The 22,608-nt window shown below is 70.4% G+C and carries 22 protein-coding genes and 1 pseudogene; 16 read left to right on the top strand and 7 right to left on the bottom strand.

The genetic code is table 11. The features are described 5' to 3' along the window. Positions 1 to 98 precede the first annotated feature (98 nt). From OHA11_RS10465 to OHA11_RS10440, 6 genes and pseudogenes are all read left to right on the top strand, one after another. Entirely contained in the window at positions 99 to 1,298 is a 1,200-nt protein-coding gene (locus tag OHA11_RS10465) for an ROK family transcriptional regulator (RefSeq protein ID WP_266494469.1), read from the top strand. Between the two features lie 133 nt (positions 1,299 to 1,431). Beyond that, entirely contained in the window at positions 1,432 to 2,535 is a 1,104-nt protein-coding gene (locus tag OHA11_RS10460; RefSeq protein ID WP_266507074.1) for a substrate-binding domain-containing protein, read from the top strand. A 219-nt stretch (positions 2,536 to 2,754) separates the two neighbouring features. Then, entirely contained in the window at positions 2,755 to 3,546 is a 792-nt protein-coding gene (locus OHA11_RS10455) for an ATP-binding cassette domain-containing protein (RefSeq protein WP_266494467.1), read from the top strand. After that, on the top strand, positions 3,543 to 4,835 hold the full coding sequence (locus tag OHA11_RS10450) for a sugar ABC transporter permease (protein WP_266494465.1): 1,293 nt from the start codon (positions 3,543 to 3,545) through the stop codon (positions 4,833 to 4,835). The genes OHA11_RS10455 and OHA11_RS10450 overlap by 4 nt, the downstream gene beginning before the upstream one ends. A 257-nt stretch (positions 4,836 to 5,092) precedes the next feature. Beyond that, positions 5,093 to 7,048, top strand: coding sequence for a 1-deoxy-D-xylulose-5-phosphate synthase (gene dxs, locus OHA11_RS10445; RefSeq protein ID WP_266494462.1), 1,956 nt, complete (start codon positions 5,093 to 5,095; stop codon positions 7,046 to 7,048). Between the two features lie 154 nt (positions 7,049 to 7,202). Further along, positions 7,203 to 7,403: pseudogene (locus OHA11_RS10440) on the top strand (amino acid permease C-terminal domain-containing protein); the annotation flags it as partial. Positions 7,404 to 7,634: 231 nt separating this feature from the next. Here the strand turns inward: OHA11_RS10440 and OHA11_RS10435 are convergent. After that, positions 7,635 to 8,009 carry an NTP pyrophosphohydrolase gene (locus OHA11_RS10435; RefSeq protein ID WP_266494460.1) on the bottom strand — a complete coding sequence of 125 codons (375 nt, stop codon included), beginning with the start codon at positions 8,007 to 8,009 and terminating at the stop codon, positions 7,635 to 7,637. Positions 8,010 to 8,078: 69 nt separating this feature from the next. Here OHA11_RS10435 and OHA11_RS10430 point away from each other — a divergent pair, with 69 nt between their 5' ends. Both OHA11_RS10430 and OHA11_RS10425 read left to right on the top strand, forming a co-directional pair. Further along, positions 8,079 to 9,098 (top strand): hypothetical protein, encoded by a 1,020-nt coding sequence (locus OHA11_RS10430; RefSeq protein WP_266507072.1) that lies wholly within the window; start codon positions 8,079 to 8,081, stop codon positions 9,096 to 9,098. Between the two features lie 59 nt (positions 9,099 to 9,157). Beyond that, complete coding sequence (locus OHA11_RS10425) at positions 9,158 to 9,457, top strand: hypothetical protein (protein ID WP_266494458.1); 300 nt, start codon at positions 9,158 to 9,160, stop codon at positions 9,455 to 9,457. Positions 9,458 to 9,500: 43 nt separating this feature from the next. Here the strand turns inward: OHA11_RS10425 and OHA11_RS10420 are convergent, their stop codons facing one another. The 3 genes from OHA11_RS10420 to OHA11_RS10410 all read right to left on the bottom strand — a co-directional run bounded on the left by OHA11_RS10420 (position 9,501) and on the right by OHA11_RS10410 (position 11,874). Continuing rightward, complete coding sequence (locus OHA11_RS10420) at positions 9,501 to 10,406, bottom strand: TIGR03620 family F420-dependent LLM class oxidoreductase (protein WP_266494456.1); 906 nt, start codon at positions 10,404 to 10,406, stop codon at positions 9,501 to 9,503. A 126-nt stretch (positions 10,407 to 10,532) separates the two neighbouring features. Beyond that, the gene (locus tag OHA11_RS10415; protein ID WP_266494453.1) at positions 10,533 to 10,712 is read right to left on the bottom strand and encodes a hypothetical protein; all 180 of its coding nucleotides are present in this window, start codon (positions 10,710 to 10,712) and stop codon (positions 10,533 to 10,535) included. A 70-nt stretch (positions 10,713 to 10,782) separates the two neighbouring features. Further along, positions 10,783 to 11,874, bottom strand: coding sequence for an AraC family transcriptional regulator (locus tag OHA11_RS10410; protein WP_266494450.1), 1,092 nt, complete (start codon positions 11,872 to 11,874; stop codon positions 10,783 to 10,785). A gap of 149 nt (positions 11,875 to 12,023) precedes the next feature. On the opposite strand from OHA11_RS10410, the gene OHA11_RS10405 reads away from it, so the two are divergent. Further along, positions 12,024 to 13,163 (top strand): acyl-CoA dehydrogenase family protein, encoded by a 1,140-nt coding sequence (locus OHA11_RS10405; protein ID WP_266507071.1) that lies wholly within the window; start codon positions 12,024 to 12,026, stop codon positions 13,161 to 13,163. 290 nt (positions 13,164 to 13,453) lie between these two features. Here OHA11_RS10405 and OHA11_RS10400 read toward each other — a convergent pair whose 3' ends face one another. The 3 genes from OHA11_RS10400 to OHA11_RS10390 form a co-directional block, all read right to left on the bottom strand. Next, the gene (locus tag OHA11_RS10400; RefSeq protein ID WP_266494447.1) at positions 13,454 to 15,019 is read right to left on the bottom strand and encodes an NAD(P)/FAD-dependent oxidoreductase; all 1,566 of its coding nucleotides are present in this window, start codon (positions 15,017 to 15,019) and stop codon (positions 13,454 to 13,456) included. Further along, on the bottom strand, positions 15,016 to 15,486 hold the full coding sequence (locus OHA11_RS10395) for a cupin domain-containing protein (RefSeq protein ID WP_266494446.1): 471 nt from the start codon (positions 15,484 to 15,486) through the stop codon (positions 15,016 to 15,018). Before OHA11_RS10395 ends, OHA11_RS10400 begins: the two co-directional genes overlap by 4 nt. Before the next feature lie 147 nt (positions 15,487 to 15,633). Continuing rightward, positions 15,634 to 16,401, bottom strand: coding sequence for an IclR family transcriptional regulator (locus tag OHA11_RS10390; RefSeq protein WP_266494443.1), 768 nt, complete (start codon positions 16,399 to 16,401; stop codon positions 15,634 to 15,636). Positions 16,402 to 16,573: 172 nt separating this feature from the next. On the opposite strand from OHA11_RS10390, the gene OHA11_RS10385 reads away from it, so the two are divergent. The 7 genes from OHA11_RS10385 to dmpG are packed head-to-tail and all read left to right on the top strand — an operon-like array spanning position 16,574 to position 22,596. Continuing rightward, on the top strand, positions 16,574 to 17,374 hold the full coding sequence (locus OHA11_RS10385) for an SDR family oxidoreductase (protein ID WP_266494441.1): 801 nt from the start codon (positions 16,574 to 16,576) through the stop codon (positions 17,372 to 17,374). Next, the gene (locus OHA11_RS10380; RefSeq protein ID WP_266494438.1) at positions 17,374 to 17,877 is read left to right on the top strand and encodes a cupin domain-containing protein; all 504 of its coding nucleotides are present in this window, start codon (positions 17,374 to 17,376) and stop codon (positions 17,875 to 17,877) included. The genes OHA11_RS10385 and OHA11_RS10380 overlap by 1 nt, the downstream gene beginning before the upstream one ends. Continuing rightward, positions 17,874 to 18,752, top strand: coding sequence for an alpha/beta fold hydrolase (locus OHA11_RS10375; RefSeq protein ID WP_266494435.1), 879 nt, complete (start codon positions 17,874 to 17,876; stop codon positions 18,750 to 18,752). Before OHA11_RS10380 ends, OHA11_RS10375 begins: the two co-directional genes overlap by 4 nt. After that, positions 18,749 to 19,684, top strand: a complete 936-nt coding sequence (locus OHA11_RS10370; protein ID WP_266494432.1) for a 2,3-dihydroxyphenylpropionate 1,2-dioxygenase — start codon at positions 18,749 to 18,751, stop codon at positions 19,682 to 19,684. Before OHA11_RS10375 ends, OHA11_RS10370 begins: the two co-directional genes overlap by 4 nt. A gap of 13 nt (positions 19,685 to 19,697) precedes the next feature. Next, entirely contained in the window at positions 19,698 to 20,510 is an 813-nt protein-coding gene (locus OHA11_RS10365) for a 2-keto-4-pentenoate hydratase (RefSeq protein WP_266494430.1), read from the top strand. Continuing rightward, positions 20,507 to 21,460, top strand: coding sequence for an acetaldehyde dehydrogenase (acetylating) (locus tag OHA11_RS10360; protein ID WP_266494427.1), 954 nt, complete (start codon positions 20,507 to 20,509; stop codon positions 21,458 to 21,460). The genes OHA11_RS10365 and OHA11_RS10360 overlap by 4 nt, the downstream gene beginning before the upstream one ends. Continuing rightward, the gene (gene dmpG / locus OHA11_RS10355) at positions 21,457 to 22,596 is read left to right on the top strand and encodes a 4-hydroxy-2-oxovalerate aldolase (RefSeq protein WP_266494424.1); all 1,140 of its coding nucleotides are present in this window, start codon (positions 21,457 to 21,459) and stop codon (positions 22,594 to 22,596) included. Before OHA11_RS10360 ends, dmpG begins: the two co-directional genes overlap by 4 nt. Positions 22,597 to 22,608 lie beyond the last annotated feature (12 nt).

The raw sequence follows: 22,608 nt of genomic DNA, 5'->3' as shown, positions 1-22,608 counted from the left end.
CCTCTTGACGGGAGGCGACCCCAACGGCTCAGCTTAGAGTTCACTAGTTGGACATAGGCGGGGTCTCACCGAGGCGACCCCGTACGCAGGAGGTCGTCGTGGAGACTCCGGGGTCGCAGTCGTCGCTGCACCGAGCCAATCTCGAACGGGTCGTACGCGCGGTGCGTCTGGCCGGGTCACTCACGCAGGCCGAGATCGCGAGGGCCACGGGCCTGTCCGCGGCCACGGTCTCCAACATCGTCCGGGAGCTGAAGGACGGCGGAACGGTCGAGGTCACCCCCACCTCGGCGGGCGGTCGCAGGGCGCGCAGCGTCAGCCTCAGCGGCGACGCGGGCATCGTGATCGGCGTCGACTTCGGACACACACATCTGCGCGTCGCGGTCGGCAACCTCGCGCACCAGGTCCTCGCCGAGGAGTCCGAGCCGCTCGACGTGGACGCCTCCGCCGCACAGGGCTTCGACCGGGCGGAACAGCTGGTCAACCGCCTGATCGAGGCCACCGGGGTGGACCGTACGAAGATCGCGGGCGTCGGCCTCGGAGTGCCGGGCCCGATCGACGTGGAGTCCGGGTCGCTCGGCTCCACCGCGATCCTGCCGGGCTGGACCGGCACCAAGCCCGCCGAGGAGATGGGCGGCCGGCTCGGCGTGCCGGTGCACGTGGACAACGACGCCAACCTGGGAGCCCTCGGCGAACTCGTCTGGGGGAGCGGCCGGGGCGTGCGGGACCTGGCATACATCAAGGTCGCGAGCGGTGTGGGCGCCGGACTCGTGATCAGCGGCAAGATCTATCGCGGCCCGGGTGGCACAGCGGGAGAAATCGGGCATATTACTCTTGACGAGTCCGGCCCGGTCTGCCGCTGCGGAAACCGGGGCTGCCTGGAGACCTTCGCGGCGGCGCGCTATGTGCTGCCACTCCTCCAGTCCAGCCACGGCACGGACCTGACCATGGAAGGTGTCGTGCGGCTGGCGAGGGACGGAGACCCTGGCTGTCGTCGGGTGATCGCCGACGTCGGTCGACACATCGGCAGTGGAGTCGCCAATCTCTGCAACTTGCTCAACCCGAGCCGGGTGGTTCTCGGCGGTGATCTCGCCGAGGCCGGAGAGCTCGTTCTCGGGCCCATAAGGGAGTCTGTCGGCCGCTATGCGATCCCCAGTGCGGCGCGTCAACTATCCGTTCTGCCAGGGGCGCTTGGCGGCCGGGCCGAGGTCCTCGGGGCACTCGCTCTCGCACTCAGCGAGATGGGCGATTCAACCCTTTTGGACGGTTCTCTCTCCGCGGTCGCACCCGCCTTCACTTAGAGAACGGATGGCACCGTTGCCATCTCGTTAAGGATTTACTTCTTGACGTCGCACTTGTGGCCGAGTTGACTTCCAGCCACCTCGGCCGCAACGTCGCGGCCTCGTCAGGGAGGTTTCTGAAGTGAACACGCGTATGCGTCGCGCCGCCATTGCCGTTGCCGCGGGTGCGATGGCCGTCTCGCTGGCTGCCTGTGGCAGTGCCGACGAGGCCGGCGACAGTGACAGCACGAAGTCCGCGGCCAAGGGTGACGCCATCAAGGTCGGCCTCCTCCTTCCGGAGAACCAGACCGCACGGTACGAGAAGTTCGACAAGCCCCTGATCGAGAAGAAGGTCAAGGAGCTCACGAACAACAAGGGCGAGATCGTCTACGCCAACGCCAAGCAGGACGCCACCACGCAGTCCCAGCAGGTCGACACGATGATCACCAACAAGGTGGACGTGCTGATCGTGGACGCGGTGGACTCCAAGGCCATCGCCAACGGCGTGAAGAAGGCCAAGGACGCCGGCATCCCGGTCGTCGCGTACGACCGCCTGGCCGAGGGCCCGATCGACGCGTACACCTCCTTCGACAACGAAGAGGTCGGCCGCGTTCAGGGCAAGGCACTCCTGACGGCCCTGGGTTCCAAGGCCACGCCCTCCGCGAAGATCGTCATGATGAACGGCGCGGTCACCGACCCGAACGCCGCCCTCTTCAAGAAGGGCGCGCTGTCCGAGCTCCAGGGCAAGGTCGACATCGCGAAGTCGTACGACACGAAGGAGTGGAAGCCGGAGAACGCCAACGCCAACATGGAAGGCGCGATCTCCGCGATCGGCAAGAAGAACATCGTCGGCGTCTACTCCGCCAACGACGGCATGGCGGGCGGCATCATCACCGCCCTGAAGGCCGCGGGCGTCACCCCGCTGCCGCCGGTCACCGGACAGGACGCCGAGCTCGCCGGTGTGCAGCGCATCGTCTCGGGCGAGCAGTACATGAGCGTCTACAAGCCCTACCCGCAGGAGGCGGACGTCGCCGCGGAGATGGCCGTCGCCCTCGCCAAGGGCGAGAAGCTCGACTCCATCGCCAAGGACTCGGTCGACAGCCCGACCACCAAGGGCGTCCCGTCGGTGCTCGTCCCCGTCGTGTCGCTGACCAAGGACAACATCAACGACACCGTCATCAAGGACGGCATCTACACGCTCGACGAGATCTGCACGGCGAAGTTCAAGGCCGCCTGCGACAAGATCGGTCTCAAGTAGAAAATCGCAAGTCCCCTTCCGCGTACGGGAATTCACCATTGAATTCCCGTACGGGGCTTGATTCCCGCAAGGAATCCTGCCGGGGACTCGCGAACTCGAAGCTCCTCCGGCGCCCCGCAACCACCAGCCCCGCAAGCTAGGGCGGGGCGCCGGACGGAATCCTTCCTCCCTCCACCAATTCTTCTGCACAACCTCCCGCCGGGTCAGGCGGCGAAGGAGATGATTCACGTGTCCGCTACGCCTGTCCTGGCGTTGCGCGGGGTCTCGAAGCGGTTCGGTGCCGTTCAGGCGCTCACCGACGTTGAACTCGAGGTCCACGGCGGCGAGGTGGTCGCCCTGGTCGGCGACAACGGCGCCGGAAAGTCCACGCTGGTGAAGACGATCGCCGGCGTGCACCCCATCGATGAGGGCGTCATCGAATGGGACGGCAGGACCGTCCAGATCAACAAGCCGCACGACGCCCAGAACCTGGGCATCGCGACCGTCTACCAGGACCTCGCGCTGTGCGACAACATCGATGTCGTCGGGAACCTCTATCTGGGTCGTGAGCTGCAGAAGCGCGGCGTCCTGGACGAGGTCGAGATGGAGCGCCGCTCCCGCGAACTGCTCCAGACGCTGTCGATCCGTATCCCCAGCGTGCGCATCCCGATCGCCTCGCTCTCCGGCGGTCAGCGCCAGACGGTGGCCATCGCCCGCTCCATGCTCGGCGCGCCCAAGCTGGTCATCCTGGACGAGCCCACCGCGGCGCTGGGTGTCGAGCAGACCGCCCAGGTCCTGGACCTGGTCGAGCGGCTGCGTGAGCGCGGCCACGCGGTCCTGCTCATCAGTCACAACATGGCCGACGTCAAGGCCGTCGCCGACAAGGTGGCCGTGCTCCGGCTCGGCCGCAACAACGGCGTCTTCGAGGTCAAGACCACCTCGCAGGAAGAGATCATCTCCGCCATCACCGGTGCCACGGACAACGCCGTGACCCGTCGTGCGGCGCGCGGCAATGGGGAGGCTCAGAAGTGAGCATCGACAAGACCTCCGTCACTCCCGACGACCACGTCGTCGAGAACCCCGAGGCCGCCGCGGGCGCCGACGTCGCCGTCGACCCCCGGCTGCTGGTACGTGAGCGCGGCTTCGCCGGCTACCTGGACGAGTTCAAGCGCAAGCTGCGCGCCGGAGACCTGGGTTCCCTCCCGGTCGTCATCGGTCTGATCGTCATCTGCGTCATCTTCCAGAGCCTCAACTCGGCCTTCCTCTCGGCCGAGAACCTCAACAACATCGCCGTCGCGATGGTGGCCACCGGCATGATGTCGGTGGGCATCATCTTCGTGCTGCTGCTCGGTGAGATCGACCTGTCGGTCGGCTCGGTCAGCGGTGTGGCGGGCGCCATCACCGCCGTGCTCAGCGTCACGCACGGCGTGAACGAGTGGCTGGCCGTGGTCATCGCGCTGGCCAGCGGCGCGGCCATCGGCGCGATCCACGGCTTCTTCTTCGCCCGGATCGGCGCGCCCGCGTTCGCGGTCACCCTGGCCGGCCTGCTGTTCTGGCTCGGCTTCATGCTCCAGATCCTGGGCGAGAACGGCACCATCAACCTCGACGGCGAGGGTGTGGTCGGCCAGCTGACCACGTACTACTTCTCCGACGTCGCGGCCGCCTACGGGCTCGCGGTGGTGGCGGTGGCGTTCTTCTTCGTCACCTCGTTCCTGGACAGCCGTCGTCGCGAGGCGGCGGGCATCCCGGCCCGGCCGCTCATCGACATCGTGGTGCGCACAGTGGTGCTCGGGGTCGTGGCCTTCGCCGCAGCGGTCATGTTCAACCAGTACAAGGGCCTGCCCCTGGCGCTGCTGCTGTTCCTCCTGGTCCTGGTGATCACGGACTTCGTGCTGCGCCGCACCACCTACGGCCGCAAGATCTTCGCGCTCGGCGGTAGCGTCGAGGCGTCCCGTCGTGCCGGTATCAACGTCACGGTGGTACGGGTCTCGGTCTTCGCCATCGCGGGCTTCTTCGCCGCGGTGGGCGGTCTGTTCTGGTCCTCGAAGATCGCCGCGGCCAACCAGAGCGCCGGCGCGGGCGACCTCCTGATGAACGTCATCGCGGCGGCCGTCATCGGCGGCACCAGCCTCTTCGGCGGACGCGGCCGTACCTGGAACGCGCTCCTCGGCGTCATGGTCATCACGTCGATCCAGTACGGGCTCGCCCTCGAAGGCATCGCCACACCGGTCCAGTACATGATCACCGGTGGAGTGCTGCTCGCCACGGTCGTCATCGACTCCGTCACCCGCAAGACCCAGAAGACCGCGGGCCGCGCATAACACCGCTCGGCCGCGCACAGCGGTGGGCGAAGCCTCTCGACGGGGCGAAGCCCATTCGGACAAGTGCCCGACACCAATGGCGGTGTCGGGCACTTCCGTGTGCCCGTACGCGTTTGGCGGCCGGTACCGTGGGCGAGATGGTTTACGGCCGAACGCGTGACGTACGACGCACAACCCGGCCGCCGCCGTGAAAAGCGGAACATTAGACTCGACAGACCCGGCATAAGCTCGATCAGCTCTAGTGCAAGGAGGCACGGGTGCCGCTGCTGACCCGCATCAGGGGACCGCGCGATCTGGACCGGCTCAGCCAGGAGCAGTTGGACCAGCTGGCCGGCGAGATCCGGACCTTCCTCGTCGAAGAGGTCTCCAAGACCGGCGGCCACCTCGGCCCCAATCTCGGTGTCGTGGAGCTCACCATCGCGCTGCACCGCGTCTTCGAGTCCCCGAAGGACCGCATCCTCTGGGACACGGGCCACCAGTCCTACGTGCACAAACTGCTCACGGGCCGCCAGGACTTCTCGAAGCTGAAGATGAAGGGCGGCCTGTCCGGCTACCCCTCGCAGGCCGAGTCCGAGCACGACGTCATCGAGAACTCGCACGCCTCCACGGTCCTCGGCTGGGCCGACGGCCTCGCGAAGGCCAACGAGGTCCTGAAACGCGACGACCACGTGGTCGCCGTCATCGGTGACGGAGCCCTCACCGGCGGCATGGCCTGGGAGGCGCTCAACAACATCGCCGACGCCAAGGACCGCCCGCTCGTCATCGTCGTCAACGACAACGAGCGTTCGTACGCCCCCACGATCGGCGGCCTCGCCAACCACCTGGCGACGCTGCGCACCACCGACGGCTACGAGCGCTTCCTGGCCCGGGGCAAGGACATCCTGGAGCGCACGCCCGTCGTCGGCAAGCCGCTCTACGAGACCCTGCACGGCGCCAAGAAGGGCCTCAAGGACTTCATCGCCCCGCAGGGCATGTTCGAGGACCTGGGCCTGAAGTACGTCGGCCCCATCGACGGCCACGACATCGAGGCCCTGGAGTCCGCGCTCGCCCGCGCCAAGCGCTTCGGCGGCCCCGTCATCGTGCACTGCCTCACCGAGAAGGGCCGCGGCTACCAGCCCGCCCTCCAGGATGAGGCGGACCGCTTCCACGCCGTCGGCAAGATCCACCCCGACACGGGCCTGCCCATCGCCTCCTCCGGCGCCGACTGGACGTCCGTCTTCGGCGAGGAGATGGTCAAGCTCGGCAAGGAGCGCGAGGACGTCGTCGCCATCACGGCCGCCATGCTCCAGCCGGTCGGCCTCGACAGGTTCGCCAGGGCCTTCCCGGAGCGGGTGTACGACGTCGGCATCGCCGAGCAGCACGCGGCCGTCTCGGCGGCCGGGCTCGCCACCGGCGGACTGCACCCCGTCTTCGCGGTCTACGCCACCTTCCTCAACCGCGCCTTCGACCAGGTCCTGATGGACGTGGCCCTGCACAAGTGCGGGGTCACCTTCGTCCTCGACCGGGCCGGCATCACCGGCACCGACGGCGCCTCCCACAACGGCATGTGGGACATGTCGATCCTCCAGGTCGTCCCCGGGCTGCGGCTGGCCGCCCCGCGCGACGCCGACCAGGTCCGCGCCCAGCTCCGCGAGGCCGTCGAGGTCACCGACGCGCCGACCGTGGTCCGCTTCTCCAAGGGCGCGGTCGGCCCCGCCGTACCCGCCGTGGGCCGGATCGGCGGCATGGACGTGCTGCGCGAGCCGGGCACCGACGCCCCGGACGTCCTCCTCGTCTCGGTCGGCGCCCTCGCGCCGATGTGCCTGGAGATCGCCGGCCTCCTCGACAAGCAGGGCATCTCCACGACCGTCGTCGACCCGCGCTGGGTCAAGCCCGTCGACGAGGCCATGGCCCCGCTCGCCGAGCAGCACCGCGTGGTCGTCACCGTCGAGGACAACTCCCGCGTCGGCGGCGTCGGTTCGGCCGTCGCCCAGGCCCTGCGCGACGCGGGCGTGGACGTACCGCTGCGCGACTTCGGTATCCCGCCCCGCTTCCTCGACCACGCCTCCCGCAAGGAGGTGCTGGCCGAGATCGGGCTGACCGCACCGGACATCGCCCGGCAAGTCACCGGTCTCGTCTCCAAGTTGGACGGCCTCCCCCACTCTCGGCTTCGCCCGAGCGGGGGGACCCCCACCGACCAGCCCCACGCCACGGTGGAGTCCGTCCGCGACTGACACGCCCGGTCGCACGCGACCGACACAGTCGAGTCCACACGCGACCGACACGGCCGATTGGGCCGGTTTCCCCACCCTTTCCGGTGGCGGAACCGGCCCATTGGCGTGAAACCTGCCGCGCCGGGGCTTACGGACCACGCCCCCTCTCGATCATGTCCTGCCGATCGTCTCCGTCCTCGCCTCGCTGTGGCTGATGCTCAACCTGCCCGCCGAGACCTGGCTGCGGTTCGGCATCTGGATGGCGATCGGCTTCCTCGTGTACTTCCTGTACGGCCGCTCTCACAGCCGCCTCGGCCGGGGCGAGGAGATCAAGGCCGGCGAGGCGGTCGATCCGTGGCGCGGAGACGCTCAGTAGCCGCCCCGCGCGACCGTCGGCAACCGGCCCTCGCGATCGACCTGATCGACCGGCCCTCGCGTCGACCTGATCGACCGGCCCCGTACGTCCCGGACCGGCTGCCGTCGCTACGAGGGCCCCTGACGGCCCGGTACGGGCACGCGGGCGTGGTGGGACGGGGCGGTGCCGTAGGCGCGCGAGAGGTGAGCCCCACGGGCGGGAACCGGCATGTGAGCCCGCGCCGGGCAGGAGCTATGGGCGGACCGTGCGCGGGCCGGTGACCTCCGCGCCCAACTCGCTCACCCGGCGCCGCAGTTCGCGGTCGGCGGTGACCACCAGACGCGGGCGGTCCGCGGCCTCGGCGACCAGCTCCACGATGCGGTCGTCGCCGCTGCCGGGCGCCGCGTCGACCCGTACGCCCGGGACGGAGGTGACGCCGCGAGCGCCGCCCTCGACCACCAGGAGCAGCTCCAGGGGAGCGGGGTGCCCCGGAAGCCCCTCGGCGGCGTACGGGACGAGCAGGTCCCGCAGGCGTTCCGCGGCGCCCCGGCGGTCGCGCCACCAGCCGTCGGGCACGGACCCCACCACATTGGCGGCGTCGACGATCACGAGAAGCGGGGCGTCCATGTGGCCAGGGTCGCACGGAGGCGGATCACACGACCCGATTAGAGTGGGGGAGTGTCAATGGTCCGCACAGTGAACGGTGACTGGCTCATACGCAGCCGGGACGGCAGACTCGGCGCCTACGCTCCGCGGGAGGAAGCGGTGTGGTGCTGGTCCGAGCGCCACCCCGGTGGCCCCTGGTCGGCTCCGCGTACGGTCGGCGGCGACCAGCGTGTCCGCCCGGTCCTCGCCGTGGGCCAGGGAACCAACGGCTACGCCCATCTGGTCTCCTGGCGTCCCACCAGCGGGCAGGAGTCGGGGCTCGTCCATTCCACCCACTTCCGCCCGCACCTCGCAGCCCTCGACTGGAACCCCCTCGGGCATCCCAACCAGCAGGGCGAGGCGACCGGCGTCCCGGCCGTCACGGTCGACACGGAGGGCCGCGCCCATGTCTTCGTACCCAACAGGGGCGGCGGCGTCAGCATGCGCGGCCAGAAGGAACGCGGCGGCTGGGGCCCGTGGCGCGACCTCAAGGGCCGTGAGGTCGAGGGCGAACTGGCGGCCGTGACCCGGGCGTCCGGACTCGTCGAGCTGTACGCGGCCTCACCGGCGGGCATCCTGCGCTGGACCCAGGCCGGTCCCGGCCACATACCCGCGCTCGACGAGGAGCCGCTGAAGGCGTCGGCCCGGCCGGGCACGTTGCGGGCCCTCGCGACGTCCGACGAGCACGTGACGCTCTTCTTCACGGACGAGACGGACACCGTGTGCGCGTGGCGTGCCGGTAGCGAGCCCGTCGCGCTCCTCACCTGCGCGGGGCCGGGACCGGTGGCCGCGATCCGCTGCACGCTCGACGACATCGACTGCACGCTGCTGGCGCAGCGTTCGCTGAGCGGCCGGATCGCCTTCGCCGCGTATCCCACCGAGCAGGAGTCGGCGGGGGCCTGGTGGACCGAGTCGGGGCCGCAGCTCCCCGCGGACGTTCAGCTGTCGCTGAGCCAGGACGACGAGGGCCGCGTCACGGCCGCCACGCTCCAGCCCGACACGGGCCAACTCCTCCTGACCCGCCGCAAGGAGGAGCCGGGCTTGGCCCTGGAGGCGTGGCGGACGATTTAGCCGCCCCCGCTTGTCGGCCCGAAGGGCCTCGTCCTCAAACGCCGGACGGGCTGGGTGTGGTGGGGGCTTATCCGAATCTGACGCCGGTCGTCGTGGCCGTGGACGCCCTGGTGCGCGAGCTGATCACCGCGTGCAGTGGACCGTCCCTGCCGGAGCAGGAAGCACGGCGTCTGCGTGCCGTCCTGCGGGACCGGCTGCGGCGGGCCCTCGTCGAGCCGTTGACGTTGCCCACCCCCGCCAACTCCCTGCTGCGGCAGGTGTGTTCGCTGGTGACCGACGAGCTGCGGCAACCGCGGACCGCCGCCTGGCTCGCACGGCGCGTCGGCGTGAGCGAGTGCACCCTGGCCGAAACGGTCTGACCGCTGACGCGGACCGAAGGCATGGGGGTTGGAGTTGCGTTGGTCATGCGCCGACGAGTGCGGGTGCGAGCTCTCGCCACGGTTCGGTCGGTACGTCGAAGGGGGATTCCATCAGGACCTGGACGCAGACGTGGTCGGCTCCGGCGGCCAGATGCTCGTGCACGCGGCTGAGGATCGCCGCTTCGTCGCCCCATGCGACGAGTGCTTCGGCCAGCCTGTCGGAGCCGCCGCGGACGAGGTCCGTCTCGTCGAAGCCGCCCCGCAGCCAGTTGTTGCGGTAGTTCGGCAGACCGGTGTAGATGTCCAGGTGGGCGTGGGCCCGGCGCAGCGCGGTCTCGCGGTCCGAGGTGAGCACGGCGCCCATCTCGACGGCCACGATCTTGTCCGGCCCCAGAGCTGCCCGCACCTCGGCGGTCTGTGCCGGTGTCACCAGATACGGGTGGCTGCCGTCCGCGAGTTCACGGGCCACCTCCAGCATCCGGGGACCGAGTGCGGCGATCAGGATGGGCGGGCGTGGTTCGTCGGCCTCCGCGGCGTAGAAGGTCGCTCCCGCCATCGCCGTGAGGTACTCGCGCATGGCGGCGACCGGTTTGGCGTAACTGCCCCCGCGCACCCGCTCGACCAGCGGCCGGTGGCTGACTCCGAGCCCGAGCACGAACCGCCCGCCGTGGGCCGCGGTCAGGGTGCGGGACGCCGCGTTGGCCGCGATCGCGTCGCGTGCCCAGATGTTGGCGATGCCGGTGGCCACGCGCATGCGCCCGGTGGCGGCGAGGAGCAGCCCTGCCTGGGTGAAAGCCTCCCGGCCGTAGGCTTCGCCGAACCACAGGGTGCCCCAGCCCTGGGCTTCGAGTTCGGCCGCGATCTGCCCGGCCGCCGCCGGAGGGAGCGCGTCCAGGCTCGCAGTCCAGATCCCCACGCGCCCGAGCACTGTTTCTTCGGCCACTGTCATGCTGCACCTCTCCTCACTCGATACGTGACGTCCACAGGTGACGTCGATCCGCGATGGGTTGCCCGGTCAGAAGCGCTCGCCGCGGCCAGTCTTTCCCCGCAAGGTGGCGGGGATCCGGAAGAGTTTTCAGTAGGCGTCGGCGGGGTGGCCGACGCGGGCGACGAATGCTTGTGGGCGGCCGTAGGCGTTGCGGAGTCGCAGTGTGGTGCCGGGCCGGACGGCCGCGTCCTGGTCGAGCAGCAGTGCCCCGCCTCCGCCCTTGTCGCAGGGGGTGCGGACGGCGTCGTAGATCAGCGCTTCGGTCATGACGGGACGGTACGAGCCGGGGCCGGGCAGGTGCCGCGACCGTGCCGCTCAAGGTCGTTGACCCGGGTGTTCACTCGACGGCAGGTTGCTCAACGGTGAGTCGCTCTGAGCCGCCCGGTTGGTAGGAGCGGGGAGCAGAGCCGGTCCAGCGTTTGAAGGCGCGGTGGAAGGCGCTGGGTTCGGAGAACCCCAACTGCCGCGAGATGTCCTCGATGGAGACGGTGCCCGTGGCCAGCGCCGCGATGGCCACATCTCGCCGCAGCTGGTCACGGATCTGCTGGAAGGAGGTGCCTTCCGCGGCCAGCCGGCGGCGCAGGGTCTGCGCGCTCACCGCCAGCCGTGCCGCGACGTCCTGCGGGTCCGGCATCCGGTCCGGCAGTGACTGCCCGAGCAGCCGGCGCACCTGGGCGGCGGCGGTGCTGCCGTAGTCCAGACGGGCGAGGACATCGCCCGGGGCTCGGCGTAGGAAGGCGTGCAGCCCCGCCTCGTCCTGGAGCACCGGTCGGTCGAGAACGGAACGGTCGAAGACGAGAGCGGTGCGGGGAGCTCGGAAGGAGCACGGGGCGCCGTAGAGCAGGTCGTACTCCAGAGCATGGCCGGGCGCCGGATAGCTGAACTCCACCCGGGTGAGGCCGATCCTCCGGCGGATCAGCCAGCTGGCGACGCGGTGCGCGACGACGGTGGCGGATTCGGCGAGGTAGTGATCGGGATCCTCGAAGGCCGTGAGATCGAAGACCACCCGCGCCTCGTGGGTCTCCTCTGCCGGCTTCTCCTCCAGATGGAACTGGGGTCCGCCGGGGAACAGCCGGTAGAAGGCGCTGCCACGGTCCAGCGCGGTGCGCAGATCGGGGCTGCAGTGCACCACGGCATGGCACATCATCGCGAAGGTGCCCACCTTCAGGGGCTGTGGCCCGAGGCCCTGCAGCTCGTCATCGAGTGCCTGCCACACCGCTTTGGTGAGCCGGGCGAACTGCCGGGGCGACACCCGGGCGAGCGGGACCTCCAGCAGACGCGGCGGGATGGCGGCCCGCTCGAGGAGCGGGGTGACATCCACGCCGTGCCGCTGGGCTCCGCGCAGTGAAGCCCGCACGTGGTGGATGGCGACCGAGCGGGCGGGCGCGCCGTACGCGGGAGGCGCGTCGTCCTCGGGAGGTGCGGCCATGACCGCCGATCGTACGGGACTCGGCTGGGCACTCAGCCGGGCCATTAGCCGGACACCCGGTCGGACACTCGGTCGGACACACAGGTCAAAGACTGCGAGCGCTGCGGTCATGACGGCCCGCTGTGCCGCCCGCCTACCGTTGGACCGTGATCAGAAACGGATACTTCGACGACGCCCACGAGGCGTACCGGACCGCGTGGCGTGGCTTTGTCGAGCACGAGGTCGTGCCGAGGCAGGCCGCCTGGGAGCGCGAGGGGATCGTCGGCAAGGACGTCTGGCGGCTCGCGGGCGAGCAGAACCTGCTGTGCCCATGGGCCGATTCCGCTTACGGCGGCCTGGGCCTGGCCGACCTGCGGTACGAGCAGATCATGATCGAGGAACTGGCGAACGCCGCCGAGTCCGGCCTCGCGGTCCCGCTGCACTCCGGCGTCGTCGCCCCGTACCTGGCCGAGTTCGGTACCGAGGACCAGAAGGCCCGCCACCTCACCGGTGCGGTCTCCGGCGAGACGCTGCTCGCCATCGCGATCACCGAGCCCGGTGCCGGCTCGGACGTGGCCGCCATCCGTACGCGCGCGGTGCCTGCCCCGGACGGGGACGGCTGGCTGATCAACGGGGCCAAGACCTTCATCTCCAGCGGCATCAACGCCGATCTCGTCATCGTCGCCGCCCGCACCGGCGAGGACCACTCGATCGGCCTGTTCCTCGTGGCCGCCGACACCCCCGGCTTCACCCGGGGCCGCAAGCTCGACAAGCTCGGCCTGCGGACCTCGGACACTGCCGAGTTGTTCTTCGACGACGTCCACGTCCCGGCCGCCGACGTGCTCGGCGGGCCGGATCAGGGCTTCGCCCTGCTGATGCGGCAGTTCGCCCTGGAACGGCTCGTCGTCGCCATGGGCGCGGTGGCCCACGCAGCGGCGGCACTGCGGGAAACGGTCGCCTACACCAAGCAGCGCTCCGCCTTCGGACGTCCGCTGGCGAAGTTCCAGGACACCCGCTTCCGGCTGGCCGCGATGCGGGCCCGGATCACGTCCGCCCAGGCCTTCGTCGACGCCTGCGTCCTCGCACACAACCAGGGCCGGCTCACCGCGGACGAGGCCGCCGAGGCGAAGCTGGTCACCACCGAACTACAGGGCCAGGTCGTCGACGACTGCCTGCAGATGTTCGGGGGATACGGCTACATGTGGGAGTCCGTGATCTGCCGCAGATACGCCGACGCCCGCATCCAGCGGATCTACGGCGGCACCTCCGAAATCATGAAGGAGATCATCAGCCGCTCCATGGACCTGTAACCCCCGACCGCACTGCCCACGGCACTGCCTCGCTGCGGCCGGCCCAGCCGGGCGGACGTACGAGTTGAGACGACGGACGTACGAGTTGACGTGTGCTGCGATGCATTCGCGGACCACTGCCCGATCGCACGTACGAGTGCGCGCCGACCACCACCGCCAAGGCCGCGACCAGCACCACCGCCACGAACGGGTGACACACGCCGCGCCGCCGACGCGGATCGGGCAGCATCCGCAACTTCTCCATCCGGGGAAGCACTGCGAGTGCTTGACGTGGTCCTGGAGAAACCCCGTCATCGCAGGTCGAAAGGCACTTCTTCGTTTCCGGAGACACTGTCCACGGGCATCAGGCCGGTGGATCCGGGTTCAGGTCGCGGCCCGCTCGGTGTCAGCCGCCGCAGCAGCAACGGGGTCACCCGCCGATAGGCCGCGGGATTGACCGCGCCCAGCCAGTGCGAGGCCCGTACCGTGGCGCCGATGTTCAGATCGAGATCACCGAGTACCTCGTCGACGTTGTGCATCGAGAACGGGATGATCTTGGTGCCTCGGCAGTGGTGCGTGTCCGTGGCCTCGTCCATGAACGCCAGCTGCTCGACGACCGCCCGGCGCATGGCCTCGGGGTCGGGCAGCGCCACCGCCTCCGCGAGGTCGGCCGCGATCCAGAGGGCCGCCATCTCGGCGTTGAGCGGGCTGAAGAACGAGGAGTTGTAGCCGTTGAAGTAGAGCCCGGGAACGCCGAGGGGCAGGATCTGCCGGTAGAGCATGAAGTTCCCGCGCTCGTCGAGCAGTCGTTGCCGGGTCTCGGCGGGCAGGAACGGCACGCCCTGGGTGAAGCCGGTGGCGCAGAGCACCAGGTCGGCGCGGAGCGTGCTGCCGTCGCTCAGCTCGGCCGCGGGACCGCCGTGCCCGCCGCGAAGCCGCGTGATGGTCCGGTCGCGGTGGACGGTGATGCTCCCGTCCGCGACGCCCTCGAAGAAGCCCTCGCTCGCCAGCCCGATGGCTCCACGGACGATGTCCTCCAGGTGGCCGGCCGGAACCAGGCCGAGCTTCGCGAGGCCGAACTGCCGTACCGAGACCGAGCCGATGGAGTTGATCATCCGGCGGCGCAGGCCGTTGCCCGGGCCGTGCACGAACTTCTCGAAACCGCGCAGTCGCAGGTAGCGGAAGAGTCCTTCGCCGAGCCGGGTGAGCAGCAGCAGCTTGAAGTTGACGAAACCGGCGATCTTGCGCGGTACCTTCCAGAGCAGCTGACGGGCGATCACATCGGTGCCGGCGGCGACGCCGCTGATCGCCGCCGCGACGTCGCAGGCCGATTTGCCGTAGCCGACGACGAGGACGTGCTGGTCGCGAGCCTCCTCCGCGTCATGGAACTCCGTGGCCGCGCGCAGCCGCCCGCCCGCCGCGGTGAACTCCTCAAGGCCCGGATACGCCGGGACCAGGGGTTCGCAGAACACTCCGTTCGCGACGACGAGCCGGTCGAACCCCTCGACGGACTCCGCTCCCACGGCGTCGCGGGTAGCGAGCGTCCAGCGGCCGTCGCCGACCGGGCGCGCCGCCGTCACCTCGGTGTCCAGGCGCAGGGCGGATTCGAGGCCGAACTCGGCGGCGTACTGGGCGAGGTAGGCCTGGACCTGGGCGCCGCTGGGCCATTCCGGATAGCTCTTGGGCATGGGGAAGTCCGAGAGCGAGTACTGCGCCTTCGGGCTCTGCGTCGTCACGCCCGGGTAGCGCCGGGTCCGGCTCCACACACCGCCGACGTCCGGGGACTTGTCGAACACCCGCACCTCGTGGCCGGCCTGGGTCAGCACCTTCGCGGTGGCGAGTCCGGCGACGCCGGCGCCTATGATCGCGATCCTCATGACTGGGCGACCTCGGGCGGCAGCCGCAACTCGATGCCGAAGTCTTCCATGATCTTCTTCATCAGTGAGATGTCCTTGGGGCCGGGCGGCATGTCCGCCAGCGCCTGGTAGTAGCGCTCAAGACCGGCGGGAGAGACCACGGAGATCACCCGCGACTCCTCCTGGTACGGGTTACGGAAGGCGTGCACCACGTCTCGCGGCAGGAACAGGTAGTCGCCGTGTTCCAGGACGAAGTCCTCGCCGCCGAGGTGCACATCGAGGCGCCCGGCCAGGCAGATGAAGGACTCGTCCTCGCGGGTGTGCAGGTGCGGGGGCGGCCCGTCGGTCCGCGGGGGGATCGTGTACTCGAACAGCGAGTACGCGTCACGGGTCGACTCGCCGTCGGCCTTCTTCGTGATGCCGAGCCCGATCGCCGCGATCGCCTGTCCCTCGCGCGAGGGCAGCATGTAGCCGCCGCCTAGAGTCATCGTCGTCTCCTTGAGGTCGCCGCACCGGCCGGCCATCGGTGTGCCGGCGCTCACAGCGTGCGGGCCGCGCGGCCTGCTCGGCAATCAGAAGTCCCACACAGCGGGACTCCGGCCTGGTCTGCGGCGGTCAACGACGGTCGGCGATGGTCACCGGCGCGAGCAGTAGGCCCGGGACGCCGCCGCCGCGGCCAGGCGTACGGCGGGGCCGATCGCCTGCGCCCGGATCAGACCGGAGGGGCCGGTGACGGACAGTGCGGCCACGACCTCGCCGAGCGGGCCGAAGACCGGGGCGGCCACGCAGCTGACCCCGATGTTGCCCTCCTCGCGTTCGACCGCCCAGCCGCGCGGCGGGATCGCGGTCAGCTCGCGCAGGATGGCCACCGGATCGGTCAGCGTGCGCGGCGTCCTGCGCTCCAGGCCGGCGGCCAGTACGGCGTCGATGGTCGCGGTGTCGCTGTAGGCCAGGATCGCGCGGCCCAGCGCCGAGCAGTGTGCCGGGATGATCCCGCCGACCTGGGAGAGCATCGGCATCGGCCGATGACCGGTGATCTTCTCGACGACCAGGATCTGCGCACCGTCGAGCACTCCGAGCTGCACGGTGACCTTGGTCGCGCTGTGCAGGTCCTGGAGGAAGGGCAGCACCGCCTCCCGCAGTTGGAGCCGGATCGGGGCCAGGCTCGCGATCTCGAACAGGCGGTTGCCGATCCGGTACCGGTCCTTCGGCTTGTCGAGCCAGCCGAGCCGGATCATCCGGTCGGCGGTGCGGTGGGCGGTGGAGCGCGGCAGACCGCTGCGGGCGACGAGGGCGGCGAGGGTCAGGTCGCGGTGCGTCGCGTCGAAGGCGCCGAGGATCGCCGCGGCGCGTTCGAGGCCGCCCGCGACCTGAGCACCGTTGTCCCGCTCAGCGGGACTCATCGTTGGTTCCCGGGTTCATGCGGCCCACGATAGACCCGCCGCGACCGGTGACCCGGTCAGGGAACTCAGTGCCCGCGAACTCCGGCGTTCGGAGCCGGCGGTACGCGAGAACCTGCGGTCGGCGCGCGAGAACCAGCACCGCACGAAACCCAGCGGTGCTCGAAACCCAGCGGTGCCCGAAAACCAGGAGGCTGCCATCAACGCTCGCAACGCCCTCGTCGGCGGCGGCAGCGCCGGAATCGGGTACGCCGTCGCCGAACAGCTCCTGCGGTCGGGCCACCGCGTCGTCATCACCGGGCGGCGTGCCGAGCAGTTGGAGTCCGCGGCGCTACGACTCGGCAGGGACACCGGCGGCATCGTCCACGCGCTGGTCAACGACATGTCGGAGCCGAAGTCCGCCGCGGCGGCCCTCGACGAGATGGAGAGCCGGTACGGCGCGCTCGACGTCCTCGTGCTCAACGCCGGCGGACCCCCGCCCGGCCGCATCCTCGAAGTCGAGGACGAACGCTGGCAGCAGGCCTTCGAACTGCTGCTGCTCGGCCCGCTGCGCCTGGCGCGGCTCGCCCTGCCGCGCATGGCCGAGCGGGGCTTCGGCCGGGTCGTCCTCGTGACCTCCGCGGCGGTGCGCCAGCCCCAGCCCGACCTCGCGACGTCCGTGGTCGTGCGGTCCGCGGTCACCGCGGCCGCCAAGCTGCTCTCCCGGGAGTTCGCGGCCGAAGGGGTCACGGTCAACTGCGTGGCGCCCGGCGCCACGGCGACCGAGCGCCGCCGCGAGATCCTGGACGTCCGCGCCCGGATCACCGAGGTCCCGTACGAGGACCTCGACGCGGCGGACGCGGCGGGCATCCCGGCCGGCCGGGCCGGGCGGCCCGAGGAGATCGGGGCGGCCGTGACCTTCCTGGCCTCGGCTGCCGCGGGCTACATCAACGGGACCGTACTCACGGTCGACGGCGGAAGGACGGAAACGATCTGATGGCCCAGTCAGGAGACGGATTCCAGCTGGCCGACTTCCTCGGCGCGATCTCCGACAGCGTGCGGCCCGGCGCCGCCCGCCCGGTCGTCGTGCACGCGGCGCAGCTGGAGAGGCTGCCGGCCGACCAGGTGCACAACCCCACCACGCTCTCGATCGCGGGGAAGCTGCCGACCACCACCTTCGAGATCTTCCGGCAGACCATCCCGCCGGGGCTGAGCTCGGACATGCAGCGGCACCACCACGAGACGGTGCACTTCGTCATCAGCGGCGAGGGGTACAGCGAGGTCGAGGACGAGACCGAGTCCTGGTCGGCCGGCGACTTCGTCTACACCCCGCCGTGGACGTGGCACCGCCACTACAACGCCTCAGCCACCGCGCCGGTCGAGTTCCTGACCATCGAGAACTCCCGGCTACTCGGCCTGCTGGGCGTCGGACGGCGGCAGAGCGCGGGCCTGGCCACCGTCGCCGAGGCCCGGGCCCGCTTCGGAGAGGACTCACGATGAGCACGCTGCCCGAACACATCAGTCTCTGGGGCGAGTTGGCCGACGTCGACCACGAACTCCGCCACGTCGACGTGGACGGCGTACGCACCCGGGTGCTGCGGGCCGGGTCGGGCCCCGACCTGATCCTGCTGCACGGCACCGGCGGACACCTGGAGGCGTACGCCCGTGACATCGCGGGACTGGCCGCGGACTTCCGCGTCACGGCGTACGACATGGTCGGCCACGGCTGGTCCGACCTGCCGGACAAGCCGTACACCATCGACGTTCTGTCCGACCATCTGCTCGGGCTGATGGACGCCCTGGGCATCAACTCGGCGCACCTGTCCGGTGAATCGCTCGGCGGCTGGGTGGTCGCCTGGACGGCCGCGCACCACCCGGACCGCGTCGAGCGGCTCGTTCTCAACACCCCCGGCAACATCGCCGACAAGCCGGAGGTGATGGTCCGGATGCGCGAGAGCACGCTGGCCGCCGTCCGGGATCCGAGCGACGAGACGGTACGCCGCCGGGTGGAGTTCCTCTTCCACCACAAGGAGATGGTGACCGACGAGCTGGTGAACCTGCGCCGCGCGGTCTACGGCCGTCCCGGGTTCCTCCAGGCGATCACCAACACGCTCGTCCTACAGGACCCCGAGGTGCGCAGGGACTTCGCCTGGCGTCCCGGCTGGGTCGGCCACGTCACCGCGCCGACCCTGCTGCTGTGGACCGACCACGATCCCACGGGTGGGCTCGACGAGGCCGAACTGCTGCTGCGCTGGCTGCCCGACGCCCGCCTCCACGTGATCACGGACGCGGGCCACTGGCCGCAGTGGGAGAAGCCGGGCGAATTCCTGCGCGCACACCGCGATTTCCTCGTCCTCGGCAAGGATCCCGTATGAGCGAGATCATCGGCCTGGTCGGCATCTCGCACTCGCCGTTCGCCACCATGACGCCGCCGCGTGGGCGCTCGGAGCCCGGCGGCAGGTTCCTCGCCGACGCCGCCCGGGTGGCCGAGGCAGTGGCCCGGCTGGCTCCCGACGCCGTCGTCGTCATCGGCCCCGACCACTTCCACGCGAACTTCTACGACCAGATGCCGCCGTTCGTCCTCGGCGTCGAACAGGCCGTGGGATTCGGCGACTTCGGCAGCCGGTCCGGGCCACTGCCGGTCGCCGCACAACTGGCCTGGTCGGTGCGCGACGCGCTCGCGGAAGCCGGATTCGACCTGTCGCTGTCGTACGCGCTCACCGTCGACCACGGAGTGACGCAGGGCTACGAGATGGTCTGCGGCGGGCGCCCGGTCCCCCTCGTACCCCTGATCGTCAACACGGCTGCCCCACCCCTGCCGAGCATGTCGCGCTGCGTGCAGCTCGGCAGAGCCCTCGGCGAGGCCCTCCGCGGCGCCGACTTCCCCGGGCGCGTCCTCGTCGTGGCCAGCGGCGGGCTCTCGCACTGGCTTCCGCCCAACGATCCGCGCGACCCCGCGGTGGCCGGCGAGCGGCGGGAGGCGGTCATCCACGGGCGGGCGAATCTCCAGGCCTTCGCCGCGGCGCGCGAACCCCGGGTTCGGGCCATGGGTGGCGATCCGCACGCGCACGTCAACTCCACCTGGGACCGCTGGTTCCTCAAGCAGCTGGCTGCTCCGGACCTCACGCCGATCACCGCTCTGGGGGACGAGGGCCTCGAAGAGCAGGCCGGGAGCGGCGGGCACGAGATACGCACCTGGCTCATCGGGCAGGCCGCCGTGGACAGGCCGTTCGTGTGGACGAGATACGAGCCGGTCCCCCAGTGGATCACTGGCATGGGCATCGGCACGACCTTCGAGGTGAACTGAGAGATGAACTGACATGCCCGTACCCGCTTCCACGCTCGACACCGGCGCCGCCGAGGCGCTGAACCGGCTCAGCGAGGCCCGCACGACGCGGCGCCCCTGCGCCCCGGTGCGCGACCTGCTGCCCGCGGGCGACCTGGACGCCGCGTACGCCGTCCAGTCCGCCTGGGCCGCGCAGCAGGTGGCGGCAGGGGCCAGGATCGTGGGACGCAAGGTCGGGCTCACCAACCCGGTCGTGCAGAAGCAACTGGGTGTCGATCAGCCCGACTTCGGCGTCCTGCTCGACACCATGGCGTGCCCGGCCGACGTACCCGTCGACATCGCACGCACCCTGCAACCCAAGATCGAGGCCGAGATCGCCTTCGTACTGGCGCACGACCTGACCGCTCCGGTGATCGGCCCCGTCGACGTGGCCGCCGCCACCGCGCACGTCGTCGCCGCACTGGAGATCGTGGACAGTCGGATCGCCGCTTGGGACATCGACATCGTGGACACGGTCGCGGACAACGCCTCCTCGGGCCTTTTCGTGCTGGGCGACCGGCACGTCGGGCTCGGTGATCTCGAACTGCCCGCCTGCCTCATGACTCTTCGGCGCGACGACGAAGTGGTCTCGACAGGCTCGGGATCCGCCTGCCTCGGGGATCCGCTCGTCTCCGTCGCGTGGCTGGCCACGACCGCGCGGGACCACGGCCGACCGCTGCGGGCCGGGGAGATCGTGCTGTCCGGCGCGCTCGGCCCCATGGTGCCGGTCGCGCCGGGCGACAGTTTCCACCTGCGGATCAGCGGCCTCGGCGAGGTCCGTACGAGCTTCACCGGAGGCGCCTCGTGAACGACGGACCGGCTCTGAAGGCGGCCGTCATCGGCTCGGGGAACATCGGCACCGACCTGATGATCAAGATGCTGCGATCCGGCCGGGGCCTGGAGATCGCGGCGATGGTCGGCATCGACCCCGCCTCGGACGGCCTCGCGCGTGCCCGCCGGCTCGGCGTGCCGACCACCGCGAAGGGCGTCGAGGGCCTGATCGCGCTGCCCGGCTTCGACGACATCCGGATCGTGTTCGACGCGACCTCGGCCGGGGCCCACGTGGCCAACGCCCGCGCGCTCGCCCCGTACCGCAAGCGGTTGATCGACCTGACTCCGGCGGCGCTCGGCCCCTTCGTGGTCCCCGCGGTCAACCTCGAAGACCACGTGGACGCGGCCGACCTCAACATGGTCACCTGCGGCGGCCAGGCCACCATTCCCGTCGTGGCGGCGGTCGCGCGGACGGCGCCGGTGCGCTACGCCGAGATCGTCGCCTCGATCGCCTCCCGGTCGGCCGGCCCCGGCACCCGTGCCAACATCGACGAGTTCACGCGGACCACCGCGACCGCGATCGAGTCCGTCGGTGGCGCCGAGCGCGGCAAAGCGGTGATCGTCCTCAACCCGGCGGAACCCGCCCTGATCATGCGCGACACGGTGTTCTGCCTGGTGGACGCCCCCGATCCACAGGTCCGCGGGCGGATCACCGAGGCCGTCGAGCAGATGGTCGCGGACGTGTCCGCCTACGTACCCGGCTACCGGCTCAAGCAGCCGGTGCAGATCACGGCCATGGACGGCGACGGCTCCGCGCGCACGCTCGTCGGCGAGCGGCCGGTCACCCACCAGGTCACCGTGCTGCTCGAAGTCGAGGGAGCCGGGGACTATCTGCCGGCCTACGCCGGGAACCTGGACATCATGACCTCGGCGGCCCTGCGGGTCGGCGAACTGATCGCGGCCCGAACCCCGCAGGAGGCGCGATGAGCACCAGGCTGTTCCTCCAGGACGTCACGCTTCGGGACGGCATGCACGCCACCCGGCACCGTATCCACCCCGAGCAGGCCGCACGGATCGCCGCCGCCCTCGACGCGGCGGGCGTCGACGCCGTCGAAGTCGCCCACGGCGACGGACTCGCCGGCACCAGCCTCAACTACGGGCCGGGCAGCCACACCGACGCGGAGTGGATCGAGGCGGTGGCGCAGAGCCTGACCAGGGCTCGCCTGACCACCCTCCTGCTCCCTGGCATCGGCACCGTCGAGGACCTCAAGCAGGCGTACGGGCTCGGCGTGCGCTCGGTGCGGATCGCCACCCACTGCACCGAGGCCGACATCTCCGCGCAGCACATCACCACCGCGCGCGAACTCGGCATGGACGTCTCGGGGTTCCTGATGATGAGCCACATGGCGCCGGCCGCGGATCTGGCGCGCCAGGCCGCCCTGATGGAGTCCTTCGGCGCTCAGTGCGTGTACGTGACCGACTCCGGCGGCCACCTGACGATGAACGCGGTGCGCGAGCGCGTCCGCGCCTACCGCGACGTACTCGATCCCGACACCGAGATCGGCATCCACGCCCACGAGAACCTCTCGCTGTCCGTCGCCAACTCGCTGGCCGCGGTCGAGGAGGGCGCCACCCGAGTCGACGCCTCACTCGCCGGCCACGGCGCCGGGGCGGGCAACTGCCCGATCGAGGCGTTCGTCGCCGTCGCGGACCTAGAGGGCTGGGAGCACGGCTGCGACCTGCTCGCCCTCCAGGACGCCGCCGACGATCTGGTCCGCCCGCTCCAGGACCGGCCCGTGCGTGTCGACCGCGAGACGCTCACGCTCGGCTACGCCGGGGTCTACTCCAGCTTCCTGCGCCACGCCGAGACCGCGGCCGACAGGTACGGCGTGGACGTCCGCACCCTGCTCCTCGAAGCCGGCAGGCGAGGCCTGGTCGGCGGCCAGGAGGACATGCTTGTAGACATCGCACTGGGGATGTCGTCTCCCCACGGTGAGGGGGGGGGCGAAAACGAGGAAGTGAATCCGCGGCCTGAGGAGCGGCCGTCACTGCTCGCGAAGGCCGAGCGGATGGGCGACGACGCCAGACTCAAGGCCCTTCCTCAGCACCGACGACGAGGATGACGACGGCGGGCA

Source organism: Streptomyces sp. NBC_00878, from assembly GCF_026341515.1.
Lineage (GTDB): Bacteria > Actinomycetota > Actinomycetes > Streptomycetales > Streptomycetaceae > Streptomyces.
The sequence above is the reverse complement of the archived record's forward strand: the minus strand, read 5'-3'. Positions and strand labels throughout refer to the sequence as shown.